Below are 24,374 nucleotides of genomic sequence, written 5' to 3' on the forward strand. Positions count from 1 at the left end.
CAGCGGTCTGCGAACGTCCCCGTTCCCGGCGACAACACCCCCCGGATCATCAACGACAGGGCGAGAGAGTCATACCGGAACCGGCGACCCGGCCCCGACCATCAGGGCCTACCAAACATGGTAATGGGGGTAGCGTTTTTCCGTAGCGGTACCGGCTTTGGGCCGCGGAAACCAATGAAGGAAGAACCTATGAAGCAGATGAGGAAACTGGCGGCGGCCCTGGCCGCGGCCTGCACGCTGTTCGGGGGGATCGGTGCGGCTCATGCTGCGGACGCTCCGGCAGGCAATCCTGTGTCCGGTGCGTCCGTGAGCAACGTGAAGGTGTCGGACGTGGGCGCGCATACGGCGGACGTGTCGTTCGACTACAGCATCGATCCGGCCCTGCTGCCGCAGATCGCAAATGTGTGCTTCTCCGTCAACGTGCAGCGCATCACCGAGGTCACGGCCACCAAGGCTCCCTCCAACCAGTATGCGTGGGGCTGGTATGACGTGAGCTGCTCCGGCGTCGAGGACGAGGATCTCACCCAGAGCACCTACGATCACATCTACGGCGTGCACAAGGAGACCGTCAAGGATTCCCAGGGCAACGAGGTCGGCACCGCCAGCTTCCAGTCCTACAACCGCTACTACAAGGATTCGTGGAACGGCAAGGCCAGCGGCAGGTTCGACATGTCGCTCATCGGTCTGCAGGAGAACACCACCTACACCAATCAGGGGCTTTCCGAGTTCGGCCTGGCCCCTCTGGACGTGAACCTGTGGCGGATGGTGGATCAGGTCTACCAGCAGGGCGGGCACACCGCCGACGCGGGATTCGGCCAGATCTACGCCGGTCTGCGCATTGAACTCAAGAACGGCGACTTCGTGCCGTTCGGCAATGCCTCCGCTCCGGTGCCGAGCTTCACCACCACCGACGAGAAGTCGTCCGCCGCGGCGAGTGAGAAGCTCACCGAGCAGAACAAGGGCGACGTCACCGTCCCCGGCGGCACCGTGAAGGCCGGCAGCGTGGCCCGCGTATACATCAATGGGCTTCAGCAGGCGTGCGCCGCCAAGGTGGACGCCGGCGAGGACTGCTTCTGGTATGCGTACATCTACAGCGACCCGGTGCGCCTGACCGGCCCGGACGGCTCCCCGTACGTGACCGTCAAGAAGGACGATGCCGGCAAGTACTACGTTGACGCCTACATTCCCTCCGACTACTCCGGTAATCACAAGATCGCCCTGCAGGATGCCGACGGCGCCATTCAGGGCTGGACCGCCGTGACCGTGGGCGACAAGGCCGATGAGCCCGCGCCCAACCCCAAGCCGGCACCCAAGGCCGATAAGACCGCGCTCAATACGGCGATCGAAGAGGCCGGCAAGCTCGCTCAGTCCGACTACACCGAGGCGACCTGGGCGCCGTTCGCCAAGGCGCTTGACGCGGCCAAGGCCGTCGCCGCCAAGCAGGACGCCTCCCAATCCGACGTGGACGCCGCCGCGAAGGCGCTCACCGATGCGCAGGGCGCGCTGGTCAAGGCCGAGAAGGCCCCTGCTCCCGCGCCGGCACCGGATGCGAGCAACAACACGGGCGATAAGGATGCGGCCGTCACGCCGTCCGACGGTCAGAAGCCCGCCAACGGCTCTGCAACCAAGGATGCCTCCAAGCCCGCCGATGCCTCCAAGAAGCTCGCCGCCACCGGCGTGAGCGTTCTGGCGGTGGCGGCAGCTGCCGTAGTGTTCGTTGCTGCGGGCGTTGCTCTGAAGGGTGCCCGTCGCATGCGTCGCTGACTGCACATTACATTGCCGAGCCGTAGAGCCGCCGTGCGCGGCCATCGGGCTCGGTGACGGTCATTGACGGCAAGGGGCCATTTGGTTTCATACCAAATGGCCCCTTGCCGTGTTGCGATGTCGTGTTGTGATATCCGATTCGCCGAATCCGGCCTGTTGACGTGCAAATCGTTTCGGTTGATTCGGCCTGCCGGGGCCTGTTCATCTGTTCATCTGTGGACGGTTGATCGACGCCGCCAGATCAGCGCAGCTGCGAGATCCGGCGGCCTATCGATCGCATGGATCTGAGACTGGCCTCGTACCGGGCGGCCGCGGCCACCAGAACGATGCCGGCCGCAAGCAGCCAGATCCACCAGTAGTCCTGCGAGATCCGCACCAGCCACGGCCACAGCTGCCGCAGCACGTGGACGATCAGCACCGTCGCACCCGTCGTCACCGGTGCCTGCCATCCCAGATACGCGCCGGCCAGCAGCACGATCACCGCTGCCGTGAGCAGCAGCATCGACCGAACGGAGACGGGTGCCGGGTTCACCCAGCAGGCAAATAAGGTCGGTACGAACAGGAACGTCAGCCCGGGCCACAACGCCGTCCAGCTACGGAGCCTGCGGTCCGCCGCCATGCGCTGCGCGCCGATCGCCAACGCCATGAGGCCAAACAGTGCGGTGACGAGATCCGCAGGGATGATCCGATCGGCATCGAAAACGGCGAGCACCATGAGTGAGAGCGCCGTCAATCCCGTGAATGAGCCGGCAATCCACCGGCATGCGTTCCGCGCGTTCCGAGCCTTTCGCTCTACAGGGGCCGGAACCATCCACACCCCTGCGGTGACCGCGAGCATGAGCGCATACGTCACGACCGCCACGATCGGCAGTTCGAGCAGCGAGGAGTCGAAATCGCCGAGTGCCAGTGCCGTGAGCAGCACCATCGAGCCGACGAGCAGAATAATGCGCTCGGCGACCGGCGGCTTGGCGGGAGCGGATGCGGGGACCGGTGCAATCGCCGCATGCGGCATCAGGCTGGCGCCGGCGGCGAAGACGGCCAGACAGACCGCGGTGATTGCATCGCTCGCCGCACGCGACAGGAACGGCAGCCCGAGAATCATCGCCGTGGCCCACGGCAGGGCGATCGCCGCATACAGTCCGTAGGCGCGCAATGGGCGCGGGGCTGCACTGTCTGCCGCATCCGACCGTGGCTGTGCCGGCCGGACGGGAAGTATGCGCAATGCGAACGCCAGTGCAACGGTGAGCAAGAGCAAGCCGCCCACGGCTGGGTATCGGTAGTCGGAGAGTCGCAGCGCACCGAGATTGCCGATCAATGCCGCATCGATGCCCATCGCCGCCAATCCGGCCCATGCCACACCCTCCGCCGTGACGCGAAGTCGCTCGGCAATGAGACGTGAGATGACCAGCCCGGCCAGACCGATCAGACCGATCAGCGTCACTCGGGCGGCATCCCCGAACGCGGTGACCATGCTCGAGGCGAACGCCACAACCGCGGCGGTGATGAGTCCCACGCCCAGAACCAGGAGCAGAATCTGCACGCCGGAATTACGAGGCTGGGACGTGGCGGGCTGGTGTGATTGCGGGTACGGCTGGACGTTCACCGGCTGGTTGTTCACAGGCTGGCCGGCGAACGGACCGATCTGCGGAGCGTTGCCGAACGGAGGATCCCCCGATGGTGGAGCGTATGAGGGTCCGTACGGCGTCGGCTGCGCTGATCGGACTGGCTGCGTTGGCGGCTCCGCCGTTGCCGCCATGCCCTCGTCCCAGCGCGGGCCCTGCTGTGCCTCCCACCGAGGCGTACGCTGGGACCGGACGAAATCCCGGCGGTCGCTATCGGTTTGCTCCGGCGGGGCATAACAGGCCGAGCCGTCCGGGCCGGCTGAACCTGCCATCCCCGCGGAACCATTTGAACGTCCCGAATCGTGCGGCGGAACCCCAATTCCGTTGTTCGTCGGTTGATTGTATTGCGTCATCCTGAACCTCACTGTTCCATCCCTCACCATCCATTGTGGCATACGTGACGGCCAAACCGGACGGCACCGCGCGTCCCGCCGCATGCCCGCCTCCGGCCCCGGAATGTCCCCGAACGCGAATAACTTGGAACCCATGAGTTCCAAAGCATTACGACTGTCCACCATGTTCCTGCGCACCCTGCGCGAGGACCCCGCAGACGCCGACGTCGACTCGGCCAAGCTGCTCCAGCGCGCCGGTTACATCCGCAAGGCCGCGCCCGGCATCTGGACCTGGCTGCCGCTGGGCCTCTCGGTGCTCAACAAGATCGAGGCGATCATCCGCGAGGAGATCAACGGCATCGGCGCCCAGGAGGTCCACTTCCCGGCCCTGCTGCCGCGCGAACCGTACGAGGCCACCCACCGCTGGGAGGAGTACGGCGACAATATCTTCCGCCTCAAGGACCGTCATCAGGCCGACTACCTGCTTGCGCCCACCCATGAGGAAATGTTCACCCTGCTCGTCAAGGACATGTACTCGTCCTACAAGGATCTGCCGGTCACCCTCTACCAGATCCAGACCAAGTACCGCGACGAATTCCGCCCGCGCGCCGGTCTGATCCGCGGCCGCGAGTTCATCATGAAGGACGCCTACTCCTTCACCATCGACGAGGAGGGCATGCGCAAGGCCTACTACGACGAGCGCGGTGCCTACGAGCGCATCTTCCAGCGCCTCGACCTCAAGTACGTGCCCGTGTTCGCCATGTCCGGCCCGATGGGCGGCTCCGCGTCCGAGGAATTCCTTGCCCCGATGGCCATCGGCGAGGACACCTTCGCGCTCGCCCCCTCCGGCAAGGCATGGAACGTGGAGGCCCTCACCACCCCCGAACTGCCCGAGATCGACTGCTCCGCCACGCCCGCCGCGTCCAAGCGCCCCACCCCGGACGCCAAGACCATCGAGAACATGATCGCCCGCGCCAACGCGGACCATCCGCGCACCGACGGCCGCGAATGGCAGGCGTCCGACATCCTTAAGAACGTGGTCATCACCGTCAAGCACCCCGAGGACGCGGATCACGACGAGCCGTGGCGCGAAGTGATCGTGGTGGGTGTGCCCGGCGACCGCACGGTGGACATGAAGCGCCTTGAGGCGCAGTTCGCGCCCGCCGAGCTCGAGGAGGCCACCGAGGAGGATCTCAAGAAGCATCCCGAACTGGTGCCCGGCTACATCGGGCCGATGGCCCTGGGACCGCAGGCCGAGGCCGCCGGCGTCAAGGAGCCCGTGCGCTACTTCGTGGATGCGCACGTGGTCAAGGGCTCCGCATGGTTCACCGGTGCGGACGAGAACGAGGTCGACTACTACGATCTGGTGTACGGCCGCGACTTCAAGGCCGACGGCACCGTGGAGGCCGTTGAGGTGCGCCACGGCGACATGAGCCCGGACGGCTCCGGCCCGCTGAGCTTCGAGCGCGGCGTGGAGATCGGCCAGGTGTTCCAGCTGGGACTCAAGTACTCCAACGCGCTGGATCTCAAGGTGCTCGACCAGAACGGCAAGACCGTCCCGGTGTGGATGGGCTGCTACGGCATCGGCGTTTCCCGCGTGCTGGCCTGCATCGCCGAAACCCATCATGACGAGGCCGGTCTGGCCTGGCCCGCCGTCATCGCCCCTGCACAGGTGCACGTGGTGGCCACCGGCAAGGACAAGTCCGCCTTCGACGCCGCGGAGAAGCTGGTCGGCGAGCTGGAGGAACGCGGCATCGAAGTGATCTACGACGACCGTCCGAAGGTGTCTCCGGGCGTGAAGTTCAAGGATGCTGAACTCATCGGCGTGCCGCTCATCGCCGTTGCCGGGCGTGACACCGTGAACAACGGCACCATCGAGATCCGCAACCGCGATGGCTCCGACAAGGTGGCCGTTCCCGCCGCCGATGCGGCCGCCACGCTGGCGGATCGTCTCGCCGCGCTGCTGTAACGGCTGCGATGCGTTCGGCCGATTGATATCGGCCCCAAGGTTCCCGCTCGGTCGCTGCCGGGCGGGAACCTTTTTCGTTGCGTGGGAGGCGTGGGAGGCGTGGGCGTGAACGCATCGGCATGCGTATTTGCATAGTGTGCAGCACTTTTGCGCGATTGCAGGCATCTATCTGCATAGTGTGCAGTATGCTCCGCGTCGCAGTGCCCTGTCAGACCTCCCAGAATGGCGTTTTTCCGCATATGTGGGCAGGTGTTCGAGCTGTTGCGTGGTTACGAGTGCTGCACAGAACGCAGATAGATGGTTGCAGGTCTCGGAATGTGCTGCACACTATGCAGATGGAATGCCCAGACGGTCTGCATGGGCATGGATATGTGCCAGTGAGCCAGGAGAAGCCTCATGCACGGGCCCACGGCGCAATCCAACGTTCGCGCGGAATGCTCTGCCAAAGCGGCGTTTTCCTGCCTCGGCGGGCGTCGCAGATCTGTCGGTCCGTCATCCGGGGTACCAGCGGCACGGGGACTCCCAACACCATTTCGATCTTTGACGCGACGATCTGCGCCAGCGCCTCTTGGGAATCCGCATTGGCTAAATCCAGTTTGGTGACCTTGACGTAAATCCATCCGAGGGCCTCCAGCGCTCGTCTGCGGGCGTCGTCGCGCAGCACCTGCTCTCCGCTGAACCGGTGGTAGCCGCCGTCGTACTCGATGGCGATGCGCAGCTCCCCATAGGCCATGTCGAGCCAGACGGTGCGCCCGCCGCCAATGCGTACCGGGTGGTTCACGTCGGGTTCGGGCAAGCCGTAGCGCAGCAGGGTCAGTCTGGTGCGCGTTTCCTGAGAGGAGTCGGTGCTCGGGCGCATCAGGGCGAGGGCGCGTTTGCAGTTGCGCACGCCGAGGAATTGCCCGGCATGGTCCAGATAGGCCCGGAAGTCCTCCGGCTCCGCTCTCGCCAGACGCTGATCCCGGCGCATCATGGAGTCTGCGAGCACGATGAGCTCCTCCAGCGACAGTATGCCGGCGTAGTGCGCCCAGGTGCTCACCGCATCCAGACATTCCACGTTGCGCCCGACCGGCGTGGAGACAATGTTGCCGTTCCACACCAGCGTTCGGACGCCGTTGAGCTTCGAGCGTTTGGAACGGCTGTCCACGACGACGTCGACCTCCGTGCGAAGCCGTTCGCAGTCCGGTTCGATGGGCTGCTCCACGGCAAGGAGTTCCAGCGCGTCGGAGCGGGCGAAGACGAGCTGGCGGCCGGTGCGGCGCTGCAGGGCGTCGCAGATGGCGAAGCGGCGGCGTTTCGCCTCGGTGAGCGATTCCAGAGAGAACGATTCCAGAGTGACCATGCCTTCGACGCTAGAGGACAACGGCGGAAAAAGTAAAGCCGAACGGGCCTGTGTGCACGAACGTGGGTGTTGTGCAGGGTGTTATCCACCGTGACGGCATCGACACGCCCGAGGATGCGAGACCGGGGGGTACGTCCGTGCACACAGGCCCGTTCGGCTTGAGCGGGACCGACGCGATGCGGCACAGTGGAATCACCGCGCTGGTCGCGGCGCCGGAAGGCCGACGAGAAGATCAACCCAATCCCTCAAGCTTCTCTCCTCGTCGAGACTCCTGCAGAGGCGTCGCGGTCTGTCGCGGGCCAACGGCACAGCACAGCCAATCGTACGAAGGAAAGGAAACGTCATGGCAGCGCAGCAAGGCATCATCACCGTCAACGGGTACGTGGGAGGCGCTCCCAAACGTGTGGGGCAGACGGAGACGCCCATCAGCGTGTTCAACATGGGCACCACACGCAGCTACCACGACCAGAAAACCGGCAATTGGGTGGATCTTCCCACCACGTGGCTCAAGGTCAAGGCGTACCGTGCTCTGGCTCTGAATGTGCTCAGTTCGATCCATAAGGGCGAGCCGGTGATCGTGACCGGCCAGCTCGGCACCGAAACGTGGACGGATCAGAACGGCAGACAGCAGAGCAACGTCGTGATCAATGCGACCAACATCGGGCATGATCTCAACACCGGCAGCACTACGTTCACCCGAGTCGTCTACCAGAAGGACGGCATGGCGGCACAGGGGCAAGGGGCGTCGGGACAGGCGCAAACAGCGCAGGTGTCTCCGGCCGACGGGCTGGCAGGCGGAGCGCAGAACGGCGGCCGGCCTGGTCAACCCGGTCAGATTGGACAGGGCGGTCAGCAGCTGATGCAGCAGGCGGTCGGCGTTGACCCGTATGCACAGACCAATGCGCAAATGAACGTGAGCCCTGCCGGGCAGCCGCCGTTGCAATCGCAGTCGGAACGGTTCATGACCACCCAGTCATTCGGACAGCCGTCACCGGATCCGGACATGAATAGGCAGGAGACGGCCTCCGTTGCATCGGCATCGTCGGAACAACCTATGCAAGGGGCGCAGCAGACGAACTACCAAACGGGCGGGCAAACGGACCTGTCGGTCGTCAATCCGCCGCAAGCACCGGTCGAAGGCGGAGCGCAGCCGCCCGCCGACCATCATGACGTGGACGATTTCACCGTGACGAACGGCGACGATTCCGAAGTTCCATTCTGAAAGGAGCGGAACCATGAACCGTGCGGCGTTGAACAGTGACATCGCCCATAGCCAGAGCCCTCGGGCCGACCATGAGAAGGGGATCGGCCTCGAGGAGCTCGTTCGCAGGACCCGTCTATACCGGATGCGTCACCGGGCGCTTTACCAGATGCGCACGCGCTCGGACGGATCCAGCCACATGCCGTCGCCGGGCTTCACGTCGAATGCCTCGGCGAATAGGTCCACGTTCCTCACGATGCCGTTGGTGCGGCATTCGGCGGGGGAGTGAGGATCGATCTGCAGATACTGCTCGGCCAGCTCGTCGCGGTTCTTGGTACGCCAGATGGAGGCGTAGCTCAGGAAGAAGCGCTGCAGACCAGTGAATCCGTCCATCTCGGGGGCCTTGGCGAGCGCGGCCTTGATGGCCTCCGGGGTGCCGGATTCGGCGCTGCTCGGATCGAGCGCGAAGGCGTAGGCCTTGAGTGCGATGTTCACGCCGCCGAGGTCGCCGATGTTCTCGCCGATGGTGAGTGCGCCGTTGACGTGCGGCGCCTTGCTCGGGTCGTCCGCGTACTTGGCCTGGAGCTGCACGGGCACGAAGGCGTTGTACTGTTCGATGAGCGCGTGGGTGCGGGCTTCGAAGTTGTTGCGATCCTCGTCGGTCCACCAGTTGTGGAGCTTGCCGTCGCCGTCGTACTGCGAACCCTGGTCGTCGAACCCGTGGCCGATCTCGTGGCCGATGACCGCGCCGATGCCGCCGTAGTTCGCGGCGTCGTCGGCCTGGGGGTTGAAGAACGGGGGCTGGAGGATGGCGGCCGGGAACACGATCACGTTCATGGTGGGTTCGTAGTACGCGTTCACGGTCTGCGGGTTCATGAGCCATTCGTCCTTGTCGACGGGCTTGCCCACCTTGGCGAGCTGGTAGCCGGTCTCGTACAGGGCGGCGGCCTTCGCGTTGTCCGCGTAGGGGGCGTCCGCGTGCACGTCGAGGGCGGTGTAGTCGCGCCAATGGTTGGTGTAGCCGATCTTGGGCGTGAACTTGGACAGCTTCTCCAGCGCCTTGGCCTTGGTGGCCTCGCCGAGCCAGTCGGAGTTGGAGATTGAGACGCGGTAGGCGTTGATGAGGTTGGCGACGAGCTGTTCCATGCGCTGCTTGGAGCTTTCCGGGAAGTGACGCTTCACGTATTCGCGGCCCACGTCCTCGCCGCAGGTGCCGTTGACCAGGCTCACGGCGCGCTTCCAACGGTCGCGCTGGGCCTTGGCGCCGGAGAGCACCTTGCCGTAGAAGTCGAAGTTCGTCTCGTCGAACTGCTTCGACAGGCCGGAGGCGGCGCCGATGATCGTGTGCACGCGGGCCCACAGCTTGAGGTCGTCGAGATCGGCGGCGTCCCAGAAGGCGTCGAGTCCGGTCAGGAAGCTCGGCTCGTGTACGATCACCTTGGCGAACACGGACTTGAGGTCGATGGGGCGGGCCTTGGCGGCGCTGGTCGCGTCGTAGGCGGCCTGCCAGGCGTCGATCCACGAGACAATATCGAAGCGGGAGAGCGTCTCCGCGAGCTTGCTGAACTCGGTGGGGTTGTAGGTCTTCACGGAGTCGCGGGTGGCGACGTTGTCCCAGTGATTGGCGGCGATGCGGGTCTCCACTTCGAGATAGCGCTTGGCCTGCGTGTCGGCTTCGGCGTCGTCGGTGGCGTAACCGGCGTTGACCAGCTGCTTGGCGACCATGGCCACGTAGGCTTCGCGCACGGGGGCGTAATGCTCGTCGCGGTAGTACGCCTCGTCCGGCAGACCCAGACCGGCCTGCTCGAGGTGGGCGACGTTGACGTCCGGATCGCCCGGATCGCCGAAGACATACAGGCCGAACAGGTCCGGGCCGCCGGTGGGGTTGATGGAACCGAGCACGCGGGTGAGCGCGGCCTTGTCCCTGGCGCCGTCGATCGCGTCGAGATCGGCGCGGATCGGTTCGATGCCGGCTTCTTCGATGGCGTCCACGTCAAGGAAGCTCCGGTAGAGTGCGGCGGACTTCACGGCCGGGCAGTCGTCCTCTTCGAGGATGTCGCGCACCTGATTTTCCGCGTCTTCGGCGAGTTTGTCGAAGGAACCGAAGCGGGAGCGGTCGTCCGGAAGACGGTAGGTGTCGATCCACGGGCCGTTCACGTAGCGGAACAGGTCGTCGGAAGGCTTGGTGACGGAGGAGAAGGATGCCGGGTCGAGGCCCGAGGTCAATGCGTTGGTCATGACCCCAGCCTAGCCGCGTTCGGCGACACGGTCGGGTGCCCGATCGGGATTGGACGAGTGTGCGTGAAGTTCGGGATGAGCCTTAAATAGACAATGTGTTGTTCGTCGTTGAGACTTTGAGCAAACTCCCAAGAACCGCTCATATGCATGGAAGCAACAGGCGGAACGGAACGGCAGAAGACCGTCCCGCCGGCAGGATGATACGAACCAAGGAGTTGCAATGACCGACTTCAACAATGGCATGAGCGATGCGGACGGCAAGAACGGCATGAACGGCGTGGCCGGCGCGGCCGACGCGAACGAAGCGGGCGGCCAGCCGGGTGCCGGGGAGGGATCGCCCAGGGAGGACGGCCGGCCTCCGATGAACGGTCAGACCGAGACGGACGGTCAATCTGCAGGGAGCGGTCAGTCCGGTCAGGCGGCCGGATCGATGCCGCAGGACGATTCGGCGCCCGGCCCGCAGATGCCCTACGTGGAGAATCCCAACGGATTCGGCGCGAACTACGTGAACCAGCAGCCGACTGGCGCTCCGGGACAGCCGGGCATGGGCAACTCGAACGGCGTCCCGAACGGCGGCGTCCCGAACGGCCAGAACCCGTACGGCCAGTACGGACCGTACGGCTACTACGGTACCAACGGTCAGCCGAACTACGGTCAGCCGAACGGTGGTCAGCCGAGTCAACAGTACTACGGCCAGAATCAGACCGGTCCCCAGTACGGTCAGCCGAATTCCTACGGTCCGTACACATCAGGGCCGTATGCGTCCGGTTCTTACGCCTACGGCCCGTACTCCGGACAGTCGGGTTCGCGGCAGAACGCGCAGCAAGGCCCGTACGCAGGCCAGCAGGGCCAGCCGGGTCAGCAGCAGCACGGTCAGCAGACTCAGGGTCAGTCCGGCCAAGCCGGTCCGCAGTACGGCCAGCCCTACGCCTACACGCCCCGTCAGCAGCCCGGGCAGGATCCGCGCAGCGGCTGGTACGCCGAATTCTCCCGCACCGACTTCGATCCGTTCAAACTCATCGAGGAACATCTGCCGCAGCAGGCCAAGAACTGGATCCGCGCCGTCTATGCGGTGGTCGGCGTGGCCGCTCTCCTCATCGGCATCGCGCTGCTGGTGTGGCCGGGTCCGACGCTGGTGGTCGCCACCGTGGCGCTCGCCATCTACTTCGTCATCTCCGGCATCGTGCGCGCGGTCACCGCGTTCGCCGTGCAGGGCGTCCCGGCAGGCTGGCGCGTGCTCGACGTGGTCGTGGGCGTGCTGCTGACCATCGGCGGCGTGGTGATGCTCAAGAACACCGCGTTGTCCGCCTCCACGCTGCTCATGCTCATCACCTCGATCGTCGGCATCAGCTGGATCATGGAAGGCGTGGTGAGCCTGGCGGAATCGTGGCGCGTCCCCTCCTCCGGGTGGGCGGTGGCGTACGGGCTCATCTCCGTGTTCGCCGGATTCGTGCTGCTCGTCACACCCATGCAGTCCACGGTGTTCCTGGTCATCTTCGCCGGATGCTCGCTGGCGGTCATGGGCGTCACGGCGCTCGTACGTGCCTTCAAGTTCGGCCGCACGCCCAAAGCCCGCTGAGCGCACGGCCGCCGCGACGGTTGTTGGGCGTGCGCGCTAGGCTAGGGAGTTAACTGAGAACCATGTTCGGTAGAAAGAAACTCATGATTGAACTCAAGACCCCTCGGGAAATCGAAGAGATGAAGCCCGCCGGCCGTTTCGTCGGCAGCATCCTGCGCGAACTGCGCGGCATGACCACGGTCGGCACCAACCTGCTGGAGATCGACGAGTACGTGCACAAGAAGATCGTCGACCGCAAGGGCGCCGAATCCTGCTACGTGGACTACGCGCCGGACTTCGGCACCGGCCCGTTCGCCCACTACATCTGCACCTCCGTCAACGATGCCGTGCTCCACGGCGTGCCCTACGACTACAACCTCAAGGACGGCGACCTCGTCAGCCTCGATCTGGCGATCAGCGTGGACGGCTGGGTGGGCGACTCCGCCATCAGCTTCGTGGTCGGCAAGGACCCTGATCCGGACGACCTGCGCCTCATCAAATGCACCGAGGAGGCGCTCGCCGCCGCCATCGACGTGGCACAGCCTGGCAACCGTCTGGGTGACGTGTCCTCCACCATCGGAGATATCGCCCGCGAATACGGCTATCCGATCAATCTGGAGTTCGGCGGGCACGGCGTGGGCCACGTCATGCACGGCGACCCGCACGTGGCGAACGACGGCCGCGCCCACCACGGCTACAAGCTGCGTCCCGGTCTGGTGATCGCCATCGAGCCGTGGTTCCTCAAGACCACCGACGAGATCTACCAGGATCCCAAGGACGGCTGGACCCTGCGTTCCTCCGACGGCTCCCGCGGCGCGCACACCGAGCACACCATCGCCATCACCGAGAACGGGCCGGAAATCCTGACGGTCCGCGACTAGTCGCCTAACAGACCAAATCAAGCCAATCCAAGCCAAGATAGCCAGTCGGTGCCCTGCCGGCTGGCTATCCGCATATTGCACAAGGCATTGACGCATATGCCGCGCTATCAGACATCATCGCGCCGCCGTGCCCGCATTTCAGTCACGAAACACGATGGTTCACGGACGGTTGCTATGGTGGGCACCACCAAAAATCGAAAGGGGTGGCAATGGCGACTGCCAAGCTTGACGTGGATTCGAGCAGCTTCAATCTGCCGGTGGTGAAGGCCACGGCGGGTCCGGACGGCATCGTCGTCTCCACGCTGCGCAACGACGGATGGGTGACGCTCGACCCGGGGTTCCTGACGACCGCCCAGTGCGAATCCAAGATCACGTACATCGACGGCCAGCATTCCATCCTGCGCTACCGTGGATACCCCATCGAGCAGCTGTGCGACCAGTCCGACTTCCTTGAGGTGGCGTGGCTGCTGCGCTACGGCGAGCTGCCCACGCGCTCCGAGTTCGACACGTTCGTGCGGGACATCAACCACCGCACGATGGTGGGGGAGGACTTCCGTACCTTCATGGGTTCGTTCCCGCGCACCGCGCACCCCATGAGCGTGCTCGCCTCCGCCGTGAATGCGCTCGCCACGTTCTACCCGGACACCACGGACATCGAGGACTCGGACCAGCTGGACGAGGCGGCCACGATCATCATGGCGAAGGTGCGCACCATCGTGAGCTACATCTTCCGCCGTCGGCGCGACGAGCCGATGCTGTACCCGGACTACGCGCGCGGCTACGTGGACGACTTCCTGCGCATGTGCTTCGCCGTGCCGTACGAGCCGTTCGAGTCGGATCCGCTGTACGTGCATGCGCTGGGCCGCCTGCTCATCATCCACGCCGACCATGAGCAGAACTGCTCCACCTCGGTGGTGCGCATCGCCGGATCCGCGCACGCGAACCTGTATTCGGCGGTCGCGGCCGGCATCAATGCGCTGTCCGGCCCGCTGCACGGTGGCGCGAACGAGGCGGTGCTCCGCCAGCTCAAGGCGATCCGCGACTCGGGCAAGAGCGTCAGGCAGTTCGTGGAGGACGCCAAGGCGAACGGCACGCGCATCTCCGGTCTGGGACATCGCGTGTACAAATCGTACGATCCGCGTGCCGCCATCGCCCGCAAGTACATGGACCAGATCATGGAGCGCGAGGACACATCCAAGCTGCCGAGCGACGAGCGCGCCCTGTTCGACGTGGCCAAGGAGCTCGAGGCGATTGCCCTGCACGACGACTACTTCGTGTCCCGCAACCTGTACCCGAACGTGGATTTCTACACGGGACTCATCTACCGGGCGATCGGCTTCGACCCGGCCATGTTCACCACGCTGTTCGCACTGGGCCGCATTCCCGGGTGGATCGCCCAGTACCGCGAGATGCTGGCGGACCCCGCCACGCGCATCGGCCGTCCGCGGCAGGTGTACACGGGGGCCACGCTGCGCGATTACGTGCCGATCGACGAACGATAGACATAACCAAGGCCGCCAACACGGCAAAACGACCTTGACTCCCCAATTGCATGCCGGTGAAACCGGATGCGATCGGACTTCCACGATGAAGCCCTACCGAAATCAACGGTAGCGCTTGATAGAGGTTTCCTGCAAGGCACCATCTTCCGTTTCCGTGAAGATAGGGATGCGCGCGTAGCAGTTCCACTGCCATTGGCCGGAATGCCAGACGAGCTCGCCGCCGATATGCCGGATGATGAGCCGGTGCGCGCTGAGTCCCTGGCCGCCCACTTCCGGGGCGTCGGTCTCGCGGCGGGGTGCCGTCCACTGGCACAGTTCGCTGATCTCGATGCGGTCGCCGGCGCAATGCACGGACAGTTCGTAGACGCTGTCCGCGGAGGTACAGTGCTTGTTCACGTTGATGCACAGTTCGTGCACGAGCGCCAGGGTTTCCTCGCCGGTGGCCGCGTTCGGGGCGTGGACGAGCCGTCCGGTCACGCTGGTCTTGCCGGTAAAGCCCAGATCGGCAAGACGCGCCCGTTCCCGTTCGACGGCCCGCTGCAGCTCGCCTACGAACGCCTCGGCGGAGGCTGACGGCGCGGCGGAGGCGTTGCGGTCACGATTTGCGTCGAGCAGACCGGCCACGAGGCGGTGCAGATTGCGCAGCGCGCGGGTCACGTCCGCGTTGACGGCCTTCCATGCCGTGCGCTGGTCGTCCGTGATTGCAGGGGAGGGGGCGGTGCGGGTCTGGGATGCGGCGTCTCCGGCATCGGCGGCGCTTTGTGCGTCTGCGAGACGGATCTGCCGTTGCGCTTCGCGTGCCGCGAGAGACAGGGGGCCGCTCACCTCGTCGTGCAGATAGGCGGCAAGCTTGGCCCGGCGCAGCTGGTCGGAATCCGGCAGCTGTGCTTCCGTTCGTTGGTCCTCCGGCTGCTGCTGCGGATGCGATCGCTGGTGCGACGCTTCGGCTTCCTCGGAGCAGTCCTCCTCAGAGCACATAGCGCCGTCCGTCCTTTTCACTGCCGCTCCACCGCAACAGAGCCTGCCACCGGGTGTTCACGCCGAGCTTGTGCATGGCGGTCTGCAGATGCTTGCGCACGGTGTCCCGCCCGATCTGGAGGCGTTTGGCGATCACTTCGTCGTCGAGTCCCTCGGCCAGAAGGTCCATGGTCTGCGTCTCGCGCGTGGTGAGCGTATCCCTCAGGGTGGCGGGTTCGTATTCGAGCCGGTAGTGGGCCATCGCGGCGGTTTCGAAGCCGCCGTCTCCGTATGTGCCGCCGTCCACCACGGCGTTCAGGCCGCGGACGAGATCGTTCTCGTCGTTCTTGCTGGCGATGCCCTGCGCGCCGCAACGGCCGGCGTCCTCCGCGTAAAGGTCCAGAGTGAAGGAGGTGATGGCGAGCAGCGGCACCTCGTTGGTGGCACGGCGCACGCGGCGGCAGATGGTCAGTCCCGGCATGCTTTCCATGGACATGTCCACCATCATCACGTCCGGCTGGGTGGTGCGGTTCGTGGCGTAGATGACCGACTGCGCGCCATCCTGCACGGTCCAGAGCACAGCCGCTTCCGGAATGCGTTCCGCGATGATGCGTTCCAGTGAGCGCAGCGACAACGCGTCGTTGTCCGCTATGCCCACCGTGAACGCCCCGGTACTGCCGGTTCCATTCATCGCTTAACCTCCGTGTGACGCAAAGGCTCCCCCTCTGAGCGCCTTCGTAATTCCAAGGCCCCAGTATAGTTGGCCGGTTTTCCGGCATCGGCCCGGTCCCTCACGGAAGCGGAAGGTCTGGCGGCTCGGGGGTATGCGGGCGGGATGGCGGATGTCGGGCCGTCGTTGCGGTTTCCGGCCGGTCGGCCGGCAGGCGGGTCGAGAGGGAGTGCGCCTTTCCCTGCGCTGTACTCTTCTCCCGGAGGAAAATACGGGCTGGATGTGGCGAAATCTGCAATTCTAAGCGCGAATCTATCGCTGGAGCGATCATTTGACGCTTGGAATCCGGAATTTCGCGACATTCAGCCCGTATTCTGGCCGGCTGCGGCACAGTGCGGTCGTAACAGCCCGGTTGCGTGGGAAAGCCCTTCACGGGTTGGGAAGGTGGCTGCTTGCGGGGGTTGCGCGGGCTTGGATACAATTGTCGGTGACGGGATCCGATGGCGGGTTTCGCGTGGAGCGTGGCCGAACGATGGTGTCTGGTTGTTGTGGGGGCGCGGTCGGTTGGCCGGGAGGGAATCGTCATGAACGGGAGATTGGGTGTGCGTGCCGTTGTTTCCGTTGTGGCGGTGGTGTTGGTTGGTGTGTTGTCCGGTTGTGGTGGTGTGTCGTCTTCGGATGGTGGGTTGCCTTCGGGGTATGTGCCGCCGAATATGCGGACGACGTATGCGCAGTATTCGGATTCCGTGCAGGTCAACCAATCGTATATGGGTCAGATTCTGGATTCCGTTGAATATCGGCGTGGCAACAGTGATGCCATCGATGCGGTGCTTGCCGATCGTGTGATCACGGCGGATGAGATGAACGAGCTGGAGCGCAACGTCGTGGCGTGCATGGCGGGTTTCGGCTATGAGGTGAACCGCGACTACTGGTTCAGTGAGTCCGGTGGCATTGGTGCGGGTAATGCCCGCTCTATCCCGATCGAAGACATGAATAGCGTGGATTCCTGCGAACTGGATACAGGCTACTCCATACTTGCTGTGTACTACTTTGAGGCCTTGTACAATCCGGACAATGTTGATTTGGGGCCGTATCGGTTCCGGTGTCTTGTGGAGCATGGGTTGGTGGAGTCCGGGGTGTCGTATGGGGAGTATGTGGAGTTGGACAAGCAGGATAGGCCGCCGTTAATTGGTGATCCGCGTCGTTCGACGAGTTCGGTGCATGGCGTGTGGAAGGCGTGTCAGGCGGACCCGTTGCATAACATCGCGGATTCGCCGTTGAAGAAGTAGGGGGTGCGGCATGTCGAGACTGAGCGGTGCCGCTGTTTCCGTTGTGGCGGTGTTGTTGGTTGGTGTGTTGTCCGGTTGTGGTGGTTCGGGGGTGTCTTCGGATGGTGGGTTGCCTTCGGGGTATGTGCCGGCGAACATGCGGACGACGTATGCGCAGTATTCGGATTCCGTGCAGGTCAACCAATCGTATATGGACCAGATTCTCAATTCCGCATCCTACCGTTTCCATAGCAGTCATGACGTGGTGGATGCGGTGCTCTCGGACCGTGTGATCACGGCGGATGAGATGAACGAGTTGGAGCGCAACGTCGTGGCGTGCATGGCGGGTTTCGGCTATCAGGTGAACCGTGACTACTGGTTCAGCGAGTCCGGGGGCATCGGCGCGGGTAATGTCCACTCCATCCCGATCGAAGACATGAAGAACGTGGATTCCTGCGAGTCGGATACCGGGTACGGTACCTTGGCCAGCTATTACTACCGAATAAGGCGCAACCCGGATGACATCGATCTGATGCCGTATGTGTTCCAGTGCTTCCGTGAGCATGGCTTGGTGGATTCTTCGGTGTCGTATGACGAGTATATGCGCCTGCGCAGGGAGGACAGGGAACCGTTGATCGGCGACCCGACGCGTTCGACGAGTTCCGTGCATGGCGTGTGGGACTCGTGCTGGGATGATCCGTTGCGTAACATTGCTGATTCGCCGTTGAAGCGGTAGTCGTAGTCGTTTCTGGCGGGTTGTTCGGTTTTGCTCACGGGTTGGGAAGGTGGCTGCTTGCGGGGGTTGCGTGGGCTTGGGTAGCATTGGTGGTGACGGGATCCGATGGCGGGTTCCGCGGGAATGTGGCCGAACGATGGTGTCTGGTTGTTGTGGGGACATGTCGGTTGGCCGGGAGGGAATCGTCATGAATGGGAAATTGGGTGTGCGTGCCGCCGGTGCGGTTGCCGTGGCGTTGACGGTGGCGTCGCTGGGCGGCGTGCTGGCTGTTGGTGCGTCGGCGGCTCAGACTCCTGCGGGTCGTTCCGGCGTGGTGTCGTTGAGCGGCCGGTACGGCAGTCGCGCGCTGGCGGGCTGCGACTTCTATCAGGTGGATACGCCTCCGCCGGTGGGCGATCACCGATTCGCGATCAATAACACGTGCGATCAAGGCCTTAGGCATTGGGTACGAATTGGCAGCGACTATTATTTCCGCGGACAACAATATCGAGTCTATCCAGCGAGCGCATCTGATAGCTGGTGCGACACATTCGTGAATTATAATTATACCTATAAGCGTGTTCCATCCATCGGCGGTAGCTGCGTGAACGTTGATGGCGATTTGAAAGTTGCCATCAATGACTGGGGTAATGATTTTTGACAATTTCTAGAGTGTTTGGACTGATGATCAGTGCTATAGCTGATTATCAGTCCAACGCTAGGAGCAGTGATGCGTATGAGAAGGATAATGTGCGCTGTTGCGGCTTTGGTGCTGTGCTGCGGTGCCTGCGGAACGCCGCAGGACTCCAATAGTGCCGATGCTGATCCGCTGCTGAACAACATGAGATCAGAGTATGCGCAATACACCGATTCGGTTCCTGTCAATGCAGCCTATATGGATCAAATTAACGGATATCTACAGCGCAATGGTGATGGTCAGGATGTGGTTCGGCGGATACTCGCCGATGACGTCATCACCGCCGATGAGATGAATGTTGTGGAACGGACGATGGTTGGTTGCTTCGCGGAATACGGATATAGGATCAATGTTGATTACTGGCTGGCAAAGGACGGTGGTTTGGCGGCGAGCAAAGCCTCGACGATGCCTGCAGAAAGTGAGCAGGTTCAGACCGCCATGCGCCAATGCGAAAGCGCTACGGGGTATAACTTGCTCGTCAACTACTACTATCGAGCTTTGCACAATCCCGATAACATAGATTTGGATCCGTACGTCTTCCAATGCTTCCGGGAGCATGGTTTGGTCAGTCCGTCATTGACCTATGACGAGTTTCGGAAAATGGGCGATCAGGGAAAGAATCCGCTGATTGGGGACCCGTCCCGTTCCGGCAGTTCCATGCATGACGTTTGGTATGCATGTGCCTCGGATCCGTTGCATAACATTGCGGATTCGCCGTTGAAGCAGTAGGTGCGACGGTGCGTCGCGGTCGTCCTTTCGGACGGGCTGTTTGCCTTCACGGGTTGGGAAGTTAGCTGCTTGCGGGGGTTGCGTGGGCTTGGGTAGCATTGGTGGTGACGGGATCCGATGGCGGGTTTCGCGTGGAATGTGGCCGAACGATGGTGTCTGGTTGTTGTGGGGGCGCGGTCGGTTGGCCGGGAAGGAATCGTCATGAACGGGAGATTGGGTGTGCGTGCCGCTGTTTCCGTTGTGGCGGTGTTGTTGGCTGGTGTGTTGTCCGGTTGTGGTGGTGTGTCGTCTTCGGATGGTGGGTTGCCTTCGGGGTATGTGCCGCCGAATATGCGGACGACGTATGGGCAGTATACGCATTCGGTGCAGGTCAGTCAGGCGTATATGGATCGCATTCTGAATTCCGCGGAGTATTTGCGTCACAGCAATCATGACGTGGTGGATGCGGTGTTGGCTGATCGTGTGATCACGGCGGATGAGGTGAACGAGTTGGAGCGCAATGCGGTGGCGTGCATGGCGGGTTTCGGCTATGAGGTGAATCGTGACTACTGGTTCAGCGAGAGGGGCGGCATCGGGGCGTTTAACATTCATGCCATTCCGGCCGAGAGCGAGAAGAATGTGGATTTCTGTAGGGCGGATACGGGGTACAACGTCATCGTGGTTTATTACGACATGATCTGGACCAATCCGGACAATGTTGATTTGGATCCGTATTCGTTCCGGTGTCTTGTGGAGCATGGGTTGGTGGAGTCCGGGGTGTCGTATGAAGAGTACGTGCGTTTGAATCGTGAGGACAGGCCGCCGTTAATTGGTGATCCTCGTCGTTCGACGAGTTCAGTGCATGGCGTGTGGAAGGCGTGCCAGGCTGATCCGTTGCATAACATTTCTGATTCGCCGTTGAAGAAGTAGGGGGTGCGGCATGTCGAGACTGAGCGGTGCCGGGCATAGTGGCAGATCTTCGGGGGATGTTTCTGCGGATGGGGCCTGCGATGGAGTCATGTGCCAGTCATCGATGTCCGTTGTATCAACGGCGGCGTCAAGCCGGATTCGCCCTTCTCGCCGTGTAGGTGTTGCCGGGGGAATGCTATTGGGTAAGGGGTTGGCGATGAAGCGTCTAGGGTGGTTGTTGTCGGTCGTCGTGCTGCTGAGCGGATGCGGGGGACCGGCTGAAACTGGGAAGGGCGACGACGGGATGCTGGACAATATGCGTTCGGGGTATGCGCAGTATGCGGAATCGGTCCCGATCAACGCTTCCTACAGAAAGCAGATTGCAGGAGCTTTGGACCATGATTCCTCGGGGAAAGACGTCATCGAGCAAGTGCTTGCGGACGGCATCATCGACCCGGGGGAGATGAACGACGTGGAACGTCAGATGGTCGGGTGCTTCTCCGATTGTGGCTATGAGGTCAATGTGGATTACTGGCTTGCCAAGGACGGCGGATTTGCGGCCAGCAACGCGGCGACGATGCCTGCCGGCGACGAACGCGTGCAGGATGCGATCAGGCAATGCGAATCCAGGACGGGGTACGGCATATTGGTCTATTACTACAATCAGGCGAGCCGAAACCCCGATGACATCGATTTGGATCCATATGTGTTCCAATGCTTCCGAGAGCATGGATTGGTTGACGCAGGCCTTGCCTATGACGAATTCAGGCGGATCGGCGAGCAGGGAGGTAACCCGTTGGTGGGCGACCCCGCGCGTTCGGATAGCTCGAAGCATCAGGATTGGGAAATGTGCGTCTCGGACCCGTTGCATAACATCGCGGATTCTCCGCTGGCTCGGTAGACCCGTGCGGCTTTGCCGTTTGACCGTGGCGTGGGTCGGGTTGGCCGATGGGCCGGTCGTGCGGGGTGTCGTCTCCGAGACGGTTCAGTAGAGCTGGTCGTGCGATCCCGTTCTGACGAGCACCAGTTGCAGTTCGTCTCCGTCGATGCGGTAGATCAGCAGCCAGTCGCCTTCCAGGTGGATTTCCCGGTATCCCTTCCAATTGTTCGTCAGGGCGTGGTCTCGGTATTTTGTGGAGAGCAGGTCACGGTTCTGGGACATCAGCGCGTCGATCGCCCTGTGCATCTTCTCGGGATCGTAGTGTTTCTTCAGCAGTGCCTTGAAGTCCCGTTTGAACTGGCTGGTGCGGAAGATCGTTCTAAGCATCGAGCAGGTCTCGCATCAGGTCGTCGGCCGAGGAGAATGTCTTTCCGTCGCGTTCGTCGGCTTGGCGGCGGGCCTCGATGTTTTCCGCTCGGTCCTGGGTGATTTTGAACGGTATGCCGCCTTCCACGAGGGATTGGCGGAGGAAGACGTTCAGGGCGGTGGACAGGTCCATGCCCATGGATGCGTAGAGTTGCTGCGCCTTTTTTTTGATTTGCGGGTCCGTTCTGAAGCTGATGGTGGCGGTGTTCATGGAATCCCCCTGACTGTATTGCTTCTGTAATAACATTGTAATGCGTTGTGGGTTTCCGTCAATCGGCGTTCTTATGCTGCCGGGGTCGCCGTGGCTGCCGGGGTTTCCATTGTGGGGGCTGCTTGGTTTGCCTTCACGGGTTGGGAAGTTGGCTGCTTGCGGGGGTTGTGCGGGCTTGGGTAAAATTGAGGTGACGGGATCCGATGGCGGGTTCCGCGGGAATGTGGCCGAACGATGGTGTCTGGTTGTTATGTGGGGACATGTCGGTTGGCCGGGAGGGAATCGTCATGAATGGGAAATTGGGTGTGCGTGCCGCCGGTGCGGTTGCCGTGGCGTTGACGGTGGCGTCGCTGGGCGGCGTGCTGGCTGTTGGTGCGTCGGCGGCTCAGGTTCCTGCGGGTCGTTCCGGCGTGGTGTCGTTGAGTGGCCGGTACGGCAGTCGCGCGCTGGCGGGCTGCGATTATTATCAGGTGAATACTCCGCCGCCGGTGGGCGATCACCGGTACGCGATCAACTACACGTGCGACGGTGGCATCAAACATTGGTTCGTTATCGGATCATGGACCTATAGAGGACCATATTATGTTAGTCCTAGTGAAGCGTCAGATGGTCAGTGTGTCAGGATAAACCGTGACTACAGTCCTCCTAAAATCCCATCTGTCGGCGGCTCGTGCCATTACGCGGATAAGGATGTATTGCCCTTGATCAGTGATTGGGGAACTCAGGTTCTCGGCTAATTTACGGCAAAGTGTTCTCTCATCGGCAGAGGGGACACTTTGCAATAGGAGAGTTGCTATGCGCAATACTATTCGCCATGGCTCAATTGTCGGCTTGGTTGCTGTCGCATTATTAGGCGGGTGTGCCGGTGATGCGCTGTCGCCGAGCAACGTGGGTAGCAGGCCTATGGGGGCGCGGGATGGATATGGCCAATATGACTCTTCCGTAATGGTGACTCCGGCGTGGCGGGAAAAAATTGAGGTCGGTCTGGATAACGCATACGTGGATAGTGCCGGTGCGGTGGAGCAGGTATTGGCCGATGGGGCCATTACCTCCGAGGAGATGAACGCATTGGAAAGACAGGTGGTGGGATGCTATGCGCGGCACGGATTGACGGTGAATGTCGATTATTGGTTTTCGGAAGGTTCCGGCATTGATATTTGGAATGCTGCGAAGGTGAAGGGCGACAACCAATACGAACAGGAGTGCGAGATCGACTCCGGCTACCAGATTTTGGTGTATTACTACAACGGCATTCTTCGTAATCCAGATGACGTCGATCTTGAGCCATACCGGTACCAGTGCTACAAGGATCACGGTTTACTGATGAAGGAGTATTCGTACGAGGAGTTTGAAAGACTGAGATTGCAGGGGAGCACGGAGCCGTTGCTTAAGGGCGGCGATTCCGGGGATCCGATGACGTTGCTGGTGAACAAGTGCACCGACGATCCGTTGCATAACATTGCGGATTCGCCGTTGAAGCGGTAGTCGTAGTCGTTTCTGGCGGGTTGTTCGGTTTTGCTCACGGGTTGGGAAGGTGGCTGCTTGCGGGGGTTGCGTGGGCTTGGGTAGCATTGGTGGTGACGGGATCCGATGGCGGGTTTCGCGTGGAATGTGGCCGAACGATGGTGTCTGGTTGTTGTGGGGGCGCGGTCGGTTGGCCGGGAAGGAATCGTCATGAACGGGAGATTGGGTGTGCGTGCCGCTGTTTCCGTTGTGGCGGTGTTGTTGGCTGGTGTGTTGTCCGGTTGTGGTGGTGTGTCGTCTTCGGATGGTGGGTTGCCTTCGGGGTATGTGCCGCCGAATATGCGGACGACGTATGGGCAGTATACGCATTCGGTGCAGGTCAGTCAGGCGTATATGGATCGCATTCTGAATTCCGCGGAGTATTTGCGTCACAGCAATCATGACGTGGTGGATGCGGTGTTGGCTGATCGTGTGATCACGGCGGATGAGGTGAACGAGTTGGAGCGCAATGCGGTGGCGTGCATGGCGGGTTTCGGCTATGAGGTGAATCGTGACTACTGGTTCAGCGAGAGGGGCGGCATCGGAGCTACCAGTGTTAGGGCGATCCCTCAGGAGGATAGAAAGAATGTGGATTTCTGTAGGGCGGATACGGGGTACAACGTCATCGTGGTTTATTACGACATGATCTGGACCAATCCGGATAATGTTGATTTGGGGCCGTATTCGTTCCGGTGTCTTGTGGAGCATGGGTTGGTGGAGTCCGGGGTGTCGTATGAGGAGTATGTGCGTTTGAATCGTGAGGATAGGCCTCCTTTGGTGGGTGATCCTCGTCGTTCGACGAGTTCGGTGCATGGCGTGTGGAAGGCGTGTCAGGCTGATCCGTTGCATAACATCGCGGATTCTCCGTTGAAGCAGTAGGCGCAACGGCAGCGTAGCGCCTCCCTGTCCTCCTTTCGGACGGAATCCGGGCGGGAGGCGGTAAAACGGCGACGTAGCAACGGCATCGGGGTACACTGGAACCATAACGGGATGGTAGCGCGAAGACGCGCGGAGAGGCGGT

The 24,374-nt window shown here is 62.4% G+C and carries 22 protein-coding genes; 15 read left to right on the forward strand and 7 right to left on the reverse strand.

What is annotated here, in order from left to right; translation table 11 throughout:
* The first annotated feature begins 189 nt into the window (after window positions 1–189).
* Entirely contained in the window at window positions 190–1,764 is a 1,575-nt protein-coding gene (locus AC1AZA_RS08640) for a hypothetical protein (protein WP_476514255.1), read from the forward strand.
* Between the two features lie 241 nt (window positions 1,765–2,005).
* Here the strand turns inward: AC1AZA_RS08640 and AC1AZA_RS08645 are convergent, their stop codons facing one another.
* Window positions 2,006–3,367, reverse strand: a complete 1,362-nt coding sequence (locus AC1AZA_RS08645) for an SCO7613 C-terminal domain-containing membrane protein (RefSeq protein ID WP_476514256.1) — start codon at window positions 3,365–3,367, stop codon at window positions 2,006–2,008.
* Between the two features lie 505 nt (window positions 3,368–3,872).
* On the opposite strand from AC1AZA_RS08645, the gene AC1AZA_RS08650 reads away from it, so the two are divergent.
* Window positions 3,873–5,687: a proline--tRNA ligase gene (locus tag AC1AZA_RS08650; protein ID WP_476514257.1), complete on the forward strand. Its 1,815-nt coding sequence runs from the start codon at window positions 3,873–3,875 to the stop codon at window positions 5,685–5,687.
* A gap of 394 nt (window positions 5,688–6,081) precedes the next feature.
* Here AC1AZA_RS08650 and AC1AZA_RS08655 read toward each other — a convergent pair whose 3' ends face one another.
* Window positions 6,082–7,029 (reverse strand): DUF559 domain-containing protein, encoded by a 948-nt coding sequence (locus AC1AZA_RS08655; protein WP_476514258.1) that lies wholly within the window; start codon window positions 7,027–7,029, stop codon window positions 6,082–6,084.
* A 343-nt stretch (window positions 7,030–7,372) separates the two neighbouring features.
* Here AC1AZA_RS08655 and AC1AZA_RS08660 point away from each other — a divergent pair, with 343 nt between their 5' ends.
* A complete protein-coding gene (locus tag AC1AZA_RS08660; protein WP_476514259.1) occupies window positions 7,373–8,251 on the forward strand; it encodes a single-stranded DNA-binding protein in 879 nt (292 codons plus the stop codon).
* Window positions 8,252–8,392: 141 nt separating this feature from the next.
* On the opposite strand, the gene AC1AZA_RS08665 is transcribed toward AC1AZA_RS08660, so the two are convergent.
* Entirely contained in the window at window positions 8,393–10,468 is a 2,076-nt protein-coding gene (locus AC1AZA_RS08665) for a M13 family metallopeptidase (protein ID WP_476514260.1), read from the reverse strand.
* 220 nt (window positions 10,469–10,688) lie between these two features.
* Here AC1AZA_RS08665 and AC1AZA_RS08670 point away from each other — a divergent pair, with 220 nt between their 5' ends.
* The 3 genes from AC1AZA_RS08670 (at window position 10,689) to AC1AZA_RS08680 (ending at window position 14,409) form a co-directional block, all read left to right on the forward strand.
* Window positions 10,689–12,047 (forward strand): HdeD family acid-resistance protein, encoded by a 1,359-nt coding sequence (locus tag AC1AZA_RS08670; RefSeq protein WP_476514261.1) that lies wholly within the window; start codon window positions 10,689–10,691, stop codon window positions 12,045–12,047.
* 83 nt (window positions 12,048–12,130) lie between these two features.
* On the forward strand, window positions 12,131–12,907 hold the full coding sequence (gene map / locus AC1AZA_RS08675; protein WP_476514262.1) for a type I methionyl aminopeptidase: 777 nt from the start codon (window positions 12,131–12,133) through the stop codon (window positions 12,905–12,907).
* A 209-nt stretch (window positions 12,908–13,116) separates the two neighbouring features.
* Entirely contained in the window at window positions 13,117–14,409 is a 1,293-nt protein-coding gene (locus AC1AZA_RS08680) for a citrate synthase (RefSeq protein WP_476514263.1), read from the forward strand.
* Between the two features lie 102 nt (window positions 14,410–14,511).
* On the opposite strand, the gene AC1AZA_RS08685 is transcribed toward AC1AZA_RS08680, so the two are convergent.
* Window positions 14,512–15,387 carry a hypothetical protein gene (locus AC1AZA_RS08685; RefSeq protein WP_476514264.1) on the reverse strand — a complete coding sequence of 292 codons (876 nt, stop codon included), beginning with the start codon at window positions 15,385–15,387 and terminating at the stop codon, window positions 14,512–14,514.
* Window positions 15,377–16,057, reverse strand: a complete 681-nt coding sequence (locus tag AC1AZA_RS08690) for a response regulator (RefSeq protein ID WP_476514265.1) — start codon at window positions 16,055–16,057, stop codon at window positions 15,377–15,379. The genes AC1AZA_RS08685 and AC1AZA_RS08690 overlap by 11 nt, the downstream gene beginning before the upstream one ends.
* Window positions 16,058–16,620: 563 nt before the next feature.
* On the opposite strand from AC1AZA_RS08690, the gene AC1AZA_RS08695 reads away from it, so the two are divergent.
* The 6 genes from AC1AZA_RS08695 to AC1AZA_RS08720 all read left to right on the forward strand — a co-directional run bounded on the left by AC1AZA_RS08695 (window position 16,621) and on the right by AC1AZA_RS08720 (window position 21,234).
* A complete protein-coding gene (locus AC1AZA_RS08695) occupies window positions 16,621–17,325 on the forward strand; it encodes a hypothetical protein (RefSeq protein WP_476514266.1) in 705 nt (234 codons plus the stop codon).
* Between the two features lie 10 nt (window positions 17,326–17,335).
* Window positions 17,336–18,040 carry a hypothetical protein gene (locus tag AC1AZA_RS08700; protein WP_476514267.1) on the forward strand — a complete coding sequence of 235 codons (705 nt, stop codon included), beginning with the start codon at window positions 17,336–17,338 and terminating at the stop codon, window positions 18,038–18,040.
* Window positions 18,041–18,227: 187 nt separating this feature from the next.
* The gene (locus tag AC1AZA_RS08705) at window positions 18,228–18,680 is read left to right on the forward strand and encodes a hypothetical protein (RefSeq protein WP_476514268.1); all 453 of its coding nucleotides are present in this window, start codon (window positions 18,228–18,230) and stop codon (window positions 18,678–18,680) included.
* Between the two features lie 75 nt (window positions 18,681–18,755).
* Window positions 18,756–19,445 carry a hypothetical protein gene (locus tag AC1AZA_RS08710; protein WP_476514269.1) on the forward strand — a complete coding sequence of 230 codons (690 nt, stop codon included), beginning with the start codon at window positions 18,756–18,758 and terminating at the stop codon, window positions 19,443–19,445.
* Between the two features lie 201 nt (window positions 19,446–19,646).
* A complete protein-coding gene (locus AC1AZA_RS08715; protein WP_476514270.1) occupies window positions 19,647–20,354 on the forward strand; it encodes a hypothetical protein in 708 nt (235 codons plus the stop codon).
* Between the two features lie 196 nt (window positions 20,355–20,550).
* Window positions 20,551–21,234 carry a hypothetical protein gene (locus tag AC1AZA_RS08720; protein ID WP_476514318.1) on the forward strand — a complete coding sequence of 228 codons (684 nt, stop codon included), beginning with the start codon at window positions 20,551–20,553 and terminating at the stop codon, window positions 21,232–21,234.
* Between the two features lie 84 nt (window positions 21,235–21,318).
* On the opposite strand, the gene AC1AZA_RS08725 is transcribed toward AC1AZA_RS08720, so the two are convergent.
* Together AC1AZA_RS08725 and AC1AZA_RS08730 are read right to left on the reverse strand one after the other, a co-directional pair.
* On the reverse strand, window positions 21,319–21,600 hold the full coding sequence (locus tag AC1AZA_RS08725) for a type II toxin-antitoxin system RelE/ParE family toxin (protein WP_476514271.1): 282 nt from the start codon (window positions 21,598–21,600) through the stop codon (window positions 21,319–21,321).
* The gene (locus AC1AZA_RS08730; protein ID WP_476514272.1) at window positions 21,593–21,850 is read right to left on the reverse strand and encodes a type II toxin-antitoxin system RelB/DinJ family antitoxin; all 258 of its coding nucleotides are present in this window, start codon (window positions 21,848–21,850) and stop codon (window positions 21,593–21,595) included. Before AC1AZA_RS08730 ends, AC1AZA_RS08725 begins: the two co-directional genes overlap by 8 nt.
* A 287-nt stretch (window positions 21,851–22,137) precedes the next feature.
* Here AC1AZA_RS08730 and AC1AZA_RS08735 point away from each other — a divergent pair, with 287 nt between their 5' ends.
* From AC1AZA_RS08735 to AC1AZA_RS08745, 3 genes are all read left to right on the forward strand, one after another.
* Entirely contained in the window at window positions 22,138–22,587 is a 450-nt protein-coding gene (locus AC1AZA_RS08735; RefSeq protein ID WP_476514273.1) for a hypothetical protein, read from the forward strand.
* 58 nt (window positions 22,588–22,645) lie between these two features.
* Complete coding sequence (locus AC1AZA_RS08740; RefSeq protein ID WP_476514274.1) at window positions 22,646–23,335, forward strand: hypothetical protein; 690 nt, start codon at window positions 22,646–22,648, stop codon at window positions 23,333–23,335.
* Window positions 23,336–23,524: 189 nt separating this feature from the next.
* On the forward strand, window positions 23,525–24,232 hold the full coding sequence (locus AC1AZA_RS08745) for a hypothetical protein (protein WP_476514275.1): 708 nt from the start codon (window positions 23,525–23,527) through the stop codon (window positions 24,230–24,232).
* Window positions 24,233–24,374: the final 142 nt, after the last annotated feature.

The organism is Bifidobacterium sp. LH_389 (assembly GCF_056357235.1).